Annotated in this window: 12 protein-coding genes; 8 read left to right on the top strand and 4 right to left on the bottom strand. The window is 41.1% G+C overall.

What is annotated here, in order from left to right; translation table 11 throughout:
* Window positions 1-158 precede the first annotated feature (158 nt).
* On the bottom strand, window positions 159-962 hold the full coding sequence (locus tag NT010_12125; protein MCX5806788.1) for a hypothetical protein: 804 nt from the start codon (window positions 960-962) through the stop codon (window positions 159-161).
* A 265-nt stretch (window positions 963-1,227) separates the two neighbouring features.
* Window positions 1,228-3,213 (bottom strand): acetate--CoA ligase, encoded by a 1,986-nt coding sequence (acs, locus tag NT010_12130; GenBank protein MCX5806789.1) that lies wholly within the window; start codon window positions 3,211-3,213, stop codon window positions 1,228-1,230.
* A 535-nt stretch (window positions 3,214-3,748) separates the two neighbouring features.
* On the opposite strand from acs, the gene NT010_12135 reads away from it, so the two are divergent.
* From NT010_12135 to NT010_12165, 7 genes are all read left to right on the top strand, one after another.
* Window positions 3,749-3,880 carry a hypothetical protein gene (locus tag NT010_12135; protein MCX5806790.1) on the top strand — a complete coding sequence of 44 codons (132 nt, stop codon included), beginning with the start codon at window positions 3,749-3,751 and terminating at the stop codon, window positions 3,878-3,880.
* Between the two features lie 168 nt (window positions 3,881-4,048).
* Window positions 4,049-4,621 carry a carbonic anhydrase gene (locus NT010_12140; protein MCX5806791.1) on the top strand — a complete coding sequence of 191 codons (573 nt, stop codon included), beginning with the start codon at window positions 4,049-4,051 and terminating at the stop codon, window positions 4,619-4,621.
* A gap of 180 nt (window positions 4,622-4,801) precedes the next feature.
* Window positions 4,802-6,007, top strand: a complete 1,206-nt coding sequence (gene amrB / locus NT010_12145; protein ID MCX5806792.1) for an AmmeMemoRadiSam system protein B — start codon at window positions 4,802-4,804, stop codon at window positions 6,005-6,007.
* Window positions 6,008-6,180: 173 nt separating this feature from the next.
* On the top strand, window positions 6,181-7,305 hold the full coding sequence (locus tag NT010_12150) for an ATP-binding protein (GenBank protein ID MCX5806793.1): 1,125 nt from the start codon (window positions 6,181-6,183) through the stop codon (window positions 7,303-7,305).
* Window positions 7,306-7,369: 64 nt separating this feature from the next.
* Complete coding sequence (locus NT010_12155; protein ID MCX5806794.1) at window positions 7,370-7,729, top strand: four helix bundle protein; 360 nt, start codon at window positions 7,370-7,372, stop codon at window positions 7,727-7,729.
* Window positions 7,730-7,797: 68 nt separating this feature from the next.
* Window positions 7,798-7,992: a hypothetical protein gene (locus NT010_12160; GenBank protein MCX5806795.1), complete on the top strand. Its 195-nt coding sequence runs from the start codon at window positions 7,798-7,800 to the stop codon at window positions 7,990-7,992.
* Window positions 7,923-8,450, top strand: coding sequence for a hypothetical protein (locus NT010_12165; GenBank protein ID MCX5806796.1), 528 nt, complete (start codon window positions 7,923-7,925; stop codon window positions 8,448-8,450). The genes NT010_12160 and NT010_12165 overlap by 70 nt, the downstream gene beginning before the upstream one ends.
* On the opposite strand, the gene ltrA is transcribed toward NT010_12165, so the two are convergent.
* Window positions 8,354-9,598: a group II intron reverse transcriptase/maturase gene (ltrA, locus tag NT010_12170; protein MCX5806797.1), complete on the bottom strand. Its 1,245-nt coding sequence runs from the start codon at window positions 9,596-9,598 to the stop codon at window positions 8,354-8,356. The genes NT010_12165 and ltrA overlap by 97 nt on opposite strands.
* A 489-nt stretch (window positions 9,599-10,087) precedes the next feature.
* On the opposite strand from ltrA, the gene NT010_12175 reads away from it, so the two are divergent.
* Window positions 10,088-10,465: a hypothetical protein gene (locus tag NT010_12175; protein MCX5806798.1), complete on the top strand. Its 378-nt coding sequence runs from the start codon at window positions 10,088-10,090 to the stop codon at window positions 10,463-10,465.
* Window positions 10,466-10,904: 439 nt separating this feature from the next.
* Here NT010_12175 and NT010_12180 read toward each other — a convergent pair whose 3' ends face one another.
* Window positions 10,905-12,257 carry a HEPN domain-containing protein gene (locus NT010_12180; GenBank protein MCX5806799.1) on the bottom strand — a complete coding sequence of 451 codons (1,353 nt, stop codon included), beginning with the start codon at window positions 12,255-12,257 and terminating at the stop codon, window positions 10,905-10,907.
* Between the last annotated feature and the right edge of the window lie 374 nt (window positions 12,258-12,631).

The raw sequence follows: 12,631 nt of genomic DNA on the forward strand, positions 1-12,631 counted from the left end.
CAACGATTATATCCATGTGACCCCTCCTTATTGGAATGACTACATGGATATTCTTACTATAAAAAGGAGGCATCTGGCGACATTTTCATTCCTTTTTGTGCCGACAAGTCGGCATGTGTGTTTGATTTAGAATTGGAATAAGACAATCACTACCAAAACTACTCTTGATGTTGTTCGATCATTAGTTCTTGCAATAGATTTGTATCTTTTGTAAGAAGGAGATATTCATACTTGTAGAGGTCTTCAATGAAATGACACATGATCTCGTCTTCATCTTTATATCGTCCCCGCGATACAAGAGCAATCTTTATTTCTTCCGTCATGTCAAATTTAATAAAATCTGTGAAGGAACCTCGTTTAAAGTCATAGCCAAAGGCATTGGCAACAAATTCAAGATCAGAGAATTTCATAGAGTATTCATCATGTCCCATAAGAGATATCTTCTCAGGATTACCTGTTGATATGATTTGGACAAAAGAACGAAGATACTCAGGCACTTGTGCTTCACAACTGTGCTCGCTTAAAAAAATATTAGCAACTCCCGCTTTACAAAGTTTTTCCAGAGCCTCTATGGCACCGATATTCATATTGAATGATTCGTTTGCAGATCTATGTAAACTGTATCTCTCAATTAGAACCGATGCCCTTAACAATTGTTCATTATCGGTCTGAGACAGTGTCTGCAGTTCCTTTTTGCTTATATTGACAATCGCAGGAAAATCTCCCAAATTTTCATTTAAAATTGCCAGATCAAATCCGGTGAGAAATGCCGGATCGGTTTCCAGGAAATCTTCCTCTTTGTATAAAACATCATAGTGCTCAAGGGTTTCTTTTTGTTTTCCGATAAGAAACGGGGAAATATCCAGCATACAAGGCGAGAGAGAATTGTTCCTGTCGAGAAAATCCTTCATGAGATAGCCATAACCTCCGCCTATCTCGATAATCTTTCTGATACGATCCATAGGAAGCATTTTTTTTAAATAATCGTACAGTAAATGTCCATATGAGTCATTGTGGGTCAACAATTTTCTAATTGGAGTATTTTCCGGATATAGGGCATTACAAATAGTCAATTCCCATCCCAGCGAATTCAATCGATTCAGATGATATTCTTTTGTGGAATTAATCGAAAAAGACAAAAATTCACTCCATAAACATTAGAGAGCCTGATAAAAAAGGCCCCCGAGGATTTCCCCTCGAGGGCCCTGTGGTTATGCTGTTATAATATTATTGTCTTCCTTTTACGATCTCATCAACTACTGCCGGATCGGCAAGCGTTGTGGTATCGCCAATCTGATCTATCTCACCTGAAGCAACCTTTCTCAGAATTCTTCTCATGATCTTGCCGGAACGTGTCTTCGGCAGACCTGATACAAACTGGATTTTGCCTGGAGCTGCGATAGGTCCGATCTCTTTCCTTACATGGGCTACAAGCTGTTTCTTAAGGTCGTCGCTTGCTGTAGCGCCTGTTTTCAGGATAACATATGCGTAAAGATCTTCGCCCTTAATATCGTGAGGGAAACCGACAACGGCTGACTCTGCGACTGCCACAGCAAAAGAATTGAGGGCTGCTTCAACCTCTGCAGTACCCATTCTGTGACCTGATACATTAACAACGTCATCTATGCGGCCCATAAGCCAGAAATAGCCGTCTTCATCTTTTCTTGCACCGTCGCCGGAGAAATAGAAACCTGGCTGCTGCACAAAATATGTATTGAAAAATCTTTCAGGTTCGCCGAAAACGCCTCTCATCATGCCGGGCCATGACCTTGTAATGCAAAGTTCGCCCTGTTCATTTACCGGTGCGTCTACTGCCGGCATGTCTGCCGATGATCTTGACTGCAGAGCACGGGCATGAACGCCAAAAAACGGAAGTGATGCTGAACCCGGCTTCTGCGCCCATGCGCCAGGAAGACCGGTAATAAGAATGCCGCCTGTCTCTGTCTGCCACCAGGTATCTACGATGGGGCATTTTCCGCCGCCTACGTTATTATAATACCACAGCCATGCCTCAGGACCGATAGGTTCGCCGACTGAACCGAGCAATTTCAAAGATGAAAGGTCTCTGCCCTTTGGCCATTTTTCGCCTTCTTTTGCAAGGGCTCTGATTGCCGTCGGTGCTGTATAGAAACTATTAACTTTGAACTTCTCAACTATCTGCCAGAATCTGTCAGGGTTCGGGAATGTAGGAACAGACTCGAACATAACGGAAGTTGCACCGTTTGCAAATGGTCCGTAAACGATATATGAGTGACCTGTAACCCAGCCGATATCTGCGGTACAGAAGAAAACTTCGCCGTCTTTATAGTCAAAGATGTATTTGAATGTAAGATATGTATAGACCATATAGCCGCCGATAGTGTGAAGCACGCCCTTCGGCTTGCCTGTTGAGCCTGATGTGTAAAGTATAAACAACGGATCTTCTGCGTCCATTTCCTCTGCAGGACATACATCACTGATATCAGATGCAGCCATTTCATCATTCCAGTATGTGTCTCTTCCTGCCTTCATGGGAACGTCAAAACCGTCGAGTCTCTTTACTACAATAACTTTATCAACAGTGTGGCCTTCTTTTGCCGAAAGATCACAGGCTATATCAGAATTTGCCTTGGAGCTTACGTGCTTCCCTGATCTCCAGTAGCCGTTTGCCGTGATGACAACCTTTGCGCCGGCGTCAAGAACTCTGTCCCTCAATGCTTCAGCAGAGAAACCGCCGAAGACGATTGTGTGGACAGCGCCGATTCTTGCACAGGCAAGCATTGCGATGGGGAGTTCGCCGATCATAGGAAGATAAATTGCAACCCTGTCACCCTTGCGGACGCCTTTTTTCTTCAGGACATTTGCAAACTTGGAAACTTCTGTCAACATCTGTTTGTATGTGTATTTCTTTACATCATCTTCAGGTTCTCCCTGGAAAATAAGTGCTACCTTGTCGCCTTTTCCTTTTGCAACCTGAAAATCAAGACAGTTATAAGATATATTTGTCTTACCGCCGACAAACCATTCCAACTGACCTTTGGCAAAATCTTCTCTGTTAACCTTTAACCATGGTTTAAACCAGAACAGATCTTTTGCTACATTGCCCCAGAATGTTTCCGGATCTTCAACTGACTGCTTCCACATTTTTTCATACTCTTCTCTACTTTTAATGTATGCCTGATCAACAAACGCTTTTGATGGGGGAAACCTATCCATCGTTTTCTCCTCTGCCATTTCAACCTCCTGATTAATATTGATTATGCTGCTATTTAGCTTTCTGTTTAGAACGTTTTATTCTAAACATCTCTATAATATGTTGTCAATAGAATTTTGTTAATATTTTCACAATAATAGTGTTACAAAACATCATTGTTAATAATTAAAATATAATCGCCATTTGCCCGACATTAATAAGCCATTATTCTACAGCAATCTATGCACGATACAAGATTTTAAAGGCAAAATATTGCGTTTTTTAATAAAGACAAAGAACTTTAATTATTAATAAACGTTTTCACCGGGTTTTTAAAATCTCTTGATGATTCCTTGTGAATCTTTTAATATATTGCTTCAGATATGAGACCTTAAGAAAAATAAAATTATTAAAAAATATAATGGTCATCATTTTGATTCGGTAGTTTGGGACAGAAAACACGAGTAGCCGACTTATAAAAAACAGGTATTGTCAAAAGTTGAATGAAAAATTGATAAGAAGGTTGAATAAAGATAAGCCCTTACAAGTCATAATAAGGGAGAGGCAACAGGAAGTATGGGAAATGAAGAAGGATTTCTTCATTTCCGCCTGATTCACATAAACGTATATGTGAATCAGGCTTGGGTAGGCAGCGGCATGGCAGGGATGTTTCAGATTCGGATGGGCTGTGAGACTTGCAGGCCGTAATCGTACTGAACGTACGATGTAGGATCGCAAGTCGAAGCAGAGCGCCGAAGATGAATATCCCAATCATGCCGCTGACTGACCAGGAGAAAATAGCTGTTAAATGCTACACAAACAAAACGAATGTGATAACTTTTGACAATACATAAAAACAATTAAGGAGAGCGACAAATGAAAATTGAAGAGGCCATGCAAAAATTAATAAAAGGCAACGAACGGTTTACAGCTTCAAAACCTATCCATCCTAATCAGACGTCCGAACGTCGTAATGAAGTCTCAAAAGGTCAGAAGCCTTTTGCCGTAATAGTAGGCTGCTCAGATTCACGCATACCCCCGGAAATAATTTTTGATCAAGGTTTGGGTGACCTTTTCGTTATACGTGTTGCCGGCAATATTATCGATGATGTTGCCCTTGGGAGCATTGAATATGCTGTTGGCCACCTGGGCACTGAGCTTGTTATAGTACTCGGTCACGGAAAATGCGGCGCAGTAAGTGCAACCGTTCAGGGCGGTGAAGCACATGGCCATATTGCCTGTATTGTGAATGCTATTGCACCTGCTGTAGAAAAAGTGAGAAACCAGTCCGGCGATCTGATTGACAATGCCATTAAGGCCAATGTCGAACTTGTTGTCAACCAGATTATATCTTCAAAACCGATTCTTTCTGAACAGGTAAAGGAAAGCAAATTGAAAGTGGCAGGCGCATATTATAATATTGAGAGTGGAGTTGTAGATTTTATTTAAAATCAACTGCACACCTGATAAAACTGATTAATTCACAAAGGCCAAATACATTATTAAACATTTCACAGCAATCAGCTGCATTGTTTTTATAAGGCATGTCTGGTAGCTGTATTCATCATAACGATTCTGCAGATTCGGACTTCTTTTGCCTCTTTGTGATGATTATGCTATATAATTGCCATGGACTATCCGAAAATACGGTATATTGAAGCACATCCCATTCAGCATGAAGGAAAGGAACTGGTAATACTCAACGATGCGGAAGGGATTATGGAAAACTCCCTTATTGTATCAAAGGATCTGGTTTTTCTTCTTTCTCTTATGGACGGAACAAGGTCCTTACGGGACATTCAGGCAGAATATATGAAAGCCTTCGGCGAGCTTCTTTATATCGAACACATTCAGAAGCTCGTTGAAGATATGGATAAAAATCTACTCCTCTTGAGTGAAAACTTTAAGCAGCATCTTGCCGGGTTGAAAGAAACGTATGAAAATGACCCTGTCAGGATGCCATTCCATGCGGGAAAGAGTTATCAGGCAAACAGAATGGAATTGCTTTCATTCCTTGATGAAATGTTCAGGACAGAAAAGAAAGAAACACCTTATGGCAGGATTACAGGTGTACTTGCCCCCCATATCGATTACGAAAGAGGGGCAGAGGTGTATTGTGATACCTATAATTCCTTAAAAGGCCAGGGTAAATCCCTTCTCATTATATTAGGCACATCACACTACTCTACTGAAAAAATATGGAACATATCATTGAAAAGCTTTTCGACACCGCTTGATGTAATACCAAACTCGGAAGATTTTTGCACGCTCATTAAGGATAATGATGTACTAAAAAACTACATCAATGAGTGGCCCCACAGGAACGAACACTCAATCGAACTCCAGTTGCCGCTGCTTCAGTTTGTGATCCAGGATGATTTTGAAATTCTTCCGATCCTTACAGGCTCGTTGTACGAATATATGAAAGGCGACAGAGATATTGAAACAGACCGGGAGCTAAAAGATATTATTGATAATTTTAAATCAGTTCTCACCCGATACGGAAAACCATATATCATCATATCAGCAGCCGATCTTGCACACATTGGGGCGCAATTCGGAGACAAGTACAGCCTTGATGCTCTGACGCTCGGTCAATCCAGCGCAAAAGACGAGGAGCTTTTAAGGTGCATCGGCAATGTTGATGCAGACGGTTTTTTCAAAACAATTCAAAATGAAGGAGACAGACGCAGGATATGCGGACTGACCCCGATATATTTCCAGCTAAAATTGCTCGAAGGCAGTATGGGTAAAATAGTCAGCTACAAACAGTGGACCGATGGCCAATCATCTGTCAGCTTTGCAGGAGGGCTTTTCTATGACAAGCAGACATAAGACCATACACTATAAATGCAACTTATTTACGAAATAAGCCAATATTTAGCCCCTATTAAAACGCCAGAAGCCTTATCGCCTCTTCCCATAGACAATCCTCATGAAAAGATTAAAAAAACCTTTATGTATTTTTGCAATTCGGTTAAAATAAATTTTGTCGAGAAATGTATTCTATGAAAAATTCAGAAGAATTGTATAAGACTGTTTTTGAAAATACCGGAACCGCTACTATTATAAGTGAGGGGGATACTACAATTTCTCTTGCAAACATGCAGTTTCAAAGATTATCAGGCTATTCAAATGACGAGTTGCAGTCCAAAAAAAGCTGGACAGAATTTATTGCTAAAGATGACCTTGAAAAGATGCTGCATTATCATAACTTACGAAGAATCGATCCTGATTCCACCCCGAAAAATTATGAGATAAAGTTCATTACCAGACAAGGGGATGCAAGGGATATTTCCATTACGGTTGATCTGGTACACGGAACACAGAAAAGTGTTCTATCGTTTATGGATATAACGGATTTAAAAAGGGCGGAAAGGGAAGTCCGACAGTTGAACGAGGAACTGGAAAAAAGGGTAAGGCAACGCACTATACAGCTTGAGGATGCAAACAAAGAGCTTGAGGCGTTTTCATATTCGGTTTCCCATGACCTCCGTACACCTCTCATAAGTATCGAAGGGTTTTCCCGTATGCTCTCAAAAAAATATGGAAAAGACCTTAATGAAAAGGCACAAATATATCTCGATGCAATTCTTAAAAGTACAAAGCAGATGAACCGGTTGATAGATGACCTCCTTACATTGTCACGTTTGAAAAGAAAAGATTTCGAGGTTGAGGACATGGATATCAGCGAGATTGCAAGAGATGTTTTCGAAGAGCTTAAGATGATAAACCAGGGACGTCAGTTTAAACTTTTAATCAATAATGTCCCTCATGGAATCGGCGATCCTTCAATGATACGCGAGGTATTTTTGAACATTCTTTCCAATGCGGTTAAATTTACTAAACACAAAGATGTTGCAGTCATCGAGGTAGGCGGGGAAGCAGGAAAAGACGAAAATATATTTTTTGTGAAGGATAACGGCGCAGGTTTTGATATGGAAAATGCAGAAAAGATCTTCGGTGCCTTTCAGAGGCTGCACAGCGATACCGAATATGAGGGAACAGGCATCGGACTCACAATTGTACAAAGGATAATTTCCCGGCATGGCGGCAGGGTATGGGCCGAAGGAAAGATAGATGAAGGCGCCACATTCTATTTTACATTACCGCTAAAGCCTGTTCATGGTTAATTTAGAAGCTTCGCGGTTTTCTAAAGGCAGTGAATAGTGAATAGTATTTAGTGAATAGTAAAAAATGGAAGATAAGATTAAAAATTTCAAGGATTTGAAGATATGGCAAACTAGTATGGAATTAGCAAAGGTTATTTATCAAGAAACAGATTCTTTTCCTGCAAAAGAGACTTACGGAATAATAAGTCAGATGCGGAGATCTGCTGTGTCAGTACCTTCAAACATAGCCGAAGGTTTCATGAGAAGGTATAATAAGGAGTATAAACAGTTTTTGTATGTAGCACTCGGGTCATTAGCAGAGCTGGAGACTCAGGTGCTGCTTTCTGAGGAATTGGGTTTTTTGAAGAAAACTGAAGCTATTGATATCCATACCAACATTAACGAAACCAATAAAATGATTACCGGATTAATAAAATGTCTTTAACTGTTCACTGCCTTTTAACTATTCACTATTCACTGTTCACTATTCACTGAATTTCAAAAAGGGGTATTATGGCAACAAAGAAAATAATGGAAAGCCCGGAATTTCTGTACCTGCCTCTGGGAAGCATTATAGTGGAAGAACAGATTCGTTCATCTGCGGTGAAAGACGGTATCTGGCAGCCCAAAAACTCGGTATGGAAACAATCCCGGCAAGAATTGTTCATACAGTCACCCAAAAGGATGAAATACTGGCTATCCAATTGACAGAAAACCTCCAGAGAGAAGACTTGAATCCCATAGATCAGGCCAAAGGAATTCTTACATATATTCAGGCGAAACATCCGGACAAGGGATATAATCTGGATGGGGTGATGAGCATATTAGTGAGTTACAAGAGGAGGCCTGAAGACCTGCCTGGAGGAGTTGCACCAACTGTTGGTGCAATAATTGAAATCTCCGCAAAGTCAATAACAACGCTGTATAACACGATATCACTTCTAAAACTCGTTCCTAAAATTCAGGACGTAATTTTCAGTGGAAAACTTCCTGGTGAGTGGCGCAAGGGAACTTCCCCCCTGCGCTCTCTCAGAACCGGACTTGAACTTCTCAGCTCATCCGGCTCCCATTATCCAGCCGTAGGCCGTATACCAATCTGCCAGTGCGGGAATAAAGAGGGCTGTCTTTTGGCAACACCCCCTAACCAGTATATCGCATTGGTGTAATGGTGTCTCAACCTCTTAAATTTCCTTCTTGCCCATCTGACCAGTGTTGTATTCAGATGATCAAGTATCCGGTACAGCGCGGATTTGTAAAAGCTTCCGTAATAGTTTATCCAGCCTCTTATAAAAGGACTGACTATCCGTGACAGGTCTTCAAGGGATAAATCACTTCTGAGGTGCAGATTCCATCGCCGAATCTTTTGCCTCATCGCCTTCCCTGCTTTATTGCTTACCGCAGGAGAAAAGTTGACGAAATATTTCCCCCATTGATTCTTTGATAGCCTCGGACGAAAGGTAAATCCGAGAAAATCAAAGCTTATTACGGGGTATTCCTCTTTCCGGCTGGTATCTTTACAATACACAATGCGTGTTTTCTCCGGGTGCAGCTCCAACTTACATCGTAGAAATCTTTCTTCTAAGACCTTCCTGATCATGCGTGCCTGCAGTTCTGTCCGACAATGGATAACACCATCATCGGCATAGCGGCAAAACGGGAGATGCGGATAGTTCCGTTTCATCCATGCGTCAAACGCATAATGAAGAAAGAGATTAGAAAGGAGCGGACTTACCACGCCCCCTTGCGGGGTTCCTTTCGTTCTCTCAGTCAATGCGCCATCGTTGAGAAACGGAGCTTTGAGCCATCTTTCGATATACAAACGCATCCATCTGCTCTTTGTGTGTTTCCTTACTGCCTGCATCAGAAGCTCATGGTCAATGTTGTCAAAGAGACCAATAATGTCAAATTCGAGCACCCAGTTATATTGCCAGCACCGCTTTCTTGTAATACCAACCGCTTGTATTGCTGATTTGTTTGGTCTGTATCCGTATGAGTCTTCATGGAAATGTGGCTCCACAACAGGTTCGAAATACAGCCTTACTACCATCTGAGCTACCCTGTCGGCCACCGAAGGAATGCCAAGTATCCTTTTGCCCCCTGTCTTCTTTGGTATTGCTACCGTCCTTACCGGGGGAGGGATATAGCTTCCCGACGCCATACGGTTCCATATTCTGTAGAGATTGTTGTTCAGATTCTTTTCAAAGTCTGCGATTGATTCTTTGTCTACACCTGCTGCCCCCTTATTCGCTTTTACCTGTTTCCACGCTTCAACTACTACCTTCTTGGGAATCTCAAACGACTTTGCCTTCTTCACCGGTTCCTCCCATAAAATGGTTGACCTTTGAGTCGGGCTGGACAATCCACCCCCTTCGCTCCAGACACATTACCGTCCTTCATAGCTACTACGGAGTGGTCCGCCCCTGTGCCCCGCATCGGTACTCTCACTCTTGTGGGTCCTCCACTTGAATTTCTCCCTTATCATCGGAACGACAGGTTCCCACGTTGCACATGAAAGCCTGAATCAAGTTGACGCCGCCTCCATACCGGATGCCGTTCAGCCTGTAAACAGGTATCATCTGAACTTATCCCGGGGCTATGAAACTCCCCGGTTTTGACATCGTCTTTAACCTTTCGACACGTCATCAGCGATTCACTTACGTTCGTCTCCTTGATTCATACCTGATCCCGTCATGCGAGACCTTTTCCGTTAACGCTCACCACACCGGCTCTTTACCAACGCAGCTTAAGGTGGTTTGAAGCCTGTTCCTGTAAACCGGCTCCGAGGGGCCTGCCCTCATCTTTCATGCACCTTCGTGGCGCACTTTCACAGGGATATCTCTTTGCCGCTAACCTTGGAAGTCCTGACTTTTTTACCATATTTGATGAAATAATGGAGACACCTGTAACAAATAGAGTACTTGAAAAGAAACTCACCGCGTACAAAAGGAGAAAACCGGGGTCAACAGACCAGAAACCCATACCTATTAAAAAGAAGGTTACTGTCTTACAAAATGCAAAATCATACTTTGAGAAAAAGACCGGGATGTATGCGAAATCAGATATTCAGACATACCTTGATGAACTGCGGGTCTTAGTCTCATTCATAGAAAATCAGGTTGAAACAGCCCCGGAGATTGTACTGGTGAAACAAAACGATAAAAAACCTGTTCCGCAGGTGTGAGGGCTAATTCCAGTTCTAAATCAAGGATGATATCAAGGCGGCAAGAAGAAGAGACGTAGGCGTACGATAGCAGTACGTCGAGGATCTGATGACGAAGCCAACGATGATAGCGCCTTGATTTAGAACTGAAATAATGCGTGCAAGCGGCTTTGTTGTTCTTGAAAGGTAAAGATTATCAATAGCCATGTGTCTCTTATATCATTATTGGTATGGTTATTATAGCACGTACAAAGCGAGAGTGTAGCTTTTAACATAAATGCTCTAATTACCAGATGAAATAGAAAAATTTATTAATAAACGACATGATTTCTATCAACCTTTTCTGTCCAGAGTCTTACGGAGAAACTGGATATGTTTTTTGGGGCATGTCAGAGGTTCAAGAAACATTTCAGTTTAATTAAAAAGTTACCGATATTAAGGTTGGTTTTGCTTCTTTCAATTAGATCAAAAGACTAATTTCTTGAGATAGTCCGTCCATAAGGTACTCTTTTAAAATATTATAATCTTTGTAGACTGATTCCGTTAAAGCAATTTTTCCAGTGTGTACAATTGTGGAGCGAACTTCATATATTGACGCTATTTTATCGTGTACTTCTCTTCTTTCCACTGGGTTTTTGGCGATAGAATAGGCAAATCGGTTAGACAACCTTTCAGTGACGCCACTCCTCCTATTATCATTTTCCTCACCAAACAACGCCTCAAGGGCTATGGCAAATTGTATGAAGGAAAAGGTCTTGTTGGGGTTCATAAGTCCTTCAAAAAACCACTCCAAGGCTGTTTTAACTCGCTCACCATCCTTTTCTCGTTTGGTCCCTTCGGTAGATGGAAACAGCTTTTGTATATTCTTCAGTTTTTGTTGCAACATATTATGTAACTCTTTTTGTACAAGATCTCTATTTTGCTTTTTCTTCTCAATGCGAGCTTTGTCCAAATCTAAACGAGTTAGTGATTCAAGGTCGAGCTCTAAAGTAACCAAATAGTTCCACACCTCATCGGGCAATTTCCAATAATACCCTTCCTTCGCTTCTGAATATCTGCAATAACATCCCTTAGCATCCTCAACACACAATAAGTCGTATGGGGAAAATATTTTTTGCCATCCATTTTGATCCGAGCCTGTCTTAAACAATTTACATGCAACAAGAGCGGCCACCACGATTTTAAGGGAACGGATTCCAGACATAAAAAGAGCCGAAGATGTCCCTCCTTTTTCAGAACCGTAAGCTGTCAAAGCAATATATGAAATACTTGCTACTGGAACGGATCTGGAGTATTTGACACTGGATTCGTCGATATTTTCTGTCTTTATCGGTGGATAACTCGTTGACATCTTTTCTTGCGTCATTTTAAAAAGTTCTATCTCGTCAGAAATACGAAGGGTGTAATCTGTCGGCAACCGAACTGAGGGAAGAGGAACCAAAACCTGATATTTTAGAGGCCATAAAAGAAGATCTTCACAAATCATTTCTGTAAATTCTTTAATCAATGTTTCGTCCTTTAAAGCCTTGGATTTAAGAACAGGTTCAAGGTCTTCAAGCGATTGCATAATGGATAACAACCAACGATTGAAAAAATCGTAGATTTCCCTTTCGTCAATATAATCGATGCTTTCCAAAAAAGATCTGATTTTGCACAATATGTCTGGATCAAAGGAAGGATCTTTTCCCAAAAATTTCCCTTTGGCCACCTCAACCATTCCACATTTGGCACTCATGATAAGTTGCTCGATATGATTCTTTAATATACCTTTCTCGTTTTGGTTCAATTTTTTTGACAAGGGCCTGTTATCCATAATATTTCCTTCACATATGTGCGTTAACCGACGATCAAACTTTCTTGTCCGCTATTTACATATCATATTAGTTCTATTCTCTTATTGCGCTAAAATAATGTCAATATAATTCCGCGGTATTAACCATTACCGTTCGAAGTATTGCATGTTAAAAGAACGCAGCAAGAACAGCATTACAGGAAGAATTTCGTAGAAACAAATGTTTGAATCGAATCAATCTTGAAAATTACGCTTTCCACCTACCTATACGTAACAAAATTTATTGACCGTTAGACTGCTAAGGATCATTATTTATTCTGCTTTTTCTTAAAAGAAAAGGAGGAGAAATGACCCGGACAAATCAAAGTTTTATCAGACCAAGCGGCAACTTCGAG

The sequence above is a fragment of the Pseudomonadota bacterium genome, from assembly GCA_026388275.1.
In the GTDB taxonomy this organism is placed as follows: domain Bacteria; phylum Desulfobacterota; class Syntrophorhabdia; order Syntrophorhabdales; family Syntrophorhabdaceae; genus JAPLKB01.

Bases quoted from the DNA above. Each gene is read 5' to 3' on its own strand.
- NT010_12180 (MCX5806799.1), bottom strand. From the start codon at position 12,257: ATGGATAACAGGCCCTTGTCAAAAAAATTGAACCAAAACGAGAAAGGT.
- acs (MCX5806789.1), bottom strand. From the start codon at position 3,213: ATGGCAGAGGAGAAAACGATGGATAGGTTTCCCCCATCAAAAGCGTTT.
- NT010_12175 (MCX5806798.1), top strand. From the start codon at position 10,088: ATGCACCTTCGTGGCGCACTTTCACAGGGATATCTCTTTGCCGCTAAC.
- NT010_12150 (MCX5806793.1), top strand. From the start codon at position 6,181: ATGAAAAATTCAGAAGAATTGTATAAGACTGTTTTTGAAAATACCGGA.
- NT010_12160 (MCX5806795.1), top strand. From the start codon at position 7,798: ATGGCAACAAAGAAAATAATGGAAAGCCCGGAATTTCTGTACCTGCCT.
- NT010_12125 (MCX5806788.1), bottom strand. From the start codon at position 962: ATGGATCGTATCAGAAAGATTATCGAGATAGGCGGAGGTTATGGCTAT.
- NT010_12165 (MCX5806796.1), top strand. From the start codon at position 7,923: ATGGAAACAATCCCGGCAAGAATTGTTCATACAGTCACCCAAAAGGAT.
- NT010_12155 (MCX5806794.1), top strand. From the start codon at position 7,370: ATGGAAGATAAGATTAAAAATTTCAAGGATTTGAAGATATGGCAAACT.
- amrB (MCX5806792.1), top strand. From the start codon at position 4,802: ATGGACTATCCGAAAATACGGTATATTGAAGCACATCCCATTCAGCAT.
- NT010_12140 (MCX5806791.1), top strand. From the start codon at position 4,049: ATGAAAATTGAAGAGGCCATGCAAAAATTAATAAAAGGCAACGAACGG.
- NT010_12135 (MCX5806790.1), top strand. From the start codon at position 3,749: ATGGGAAATGAAGAAGGATTTCTTCATTTCCGCCTGATTCACATAAAC.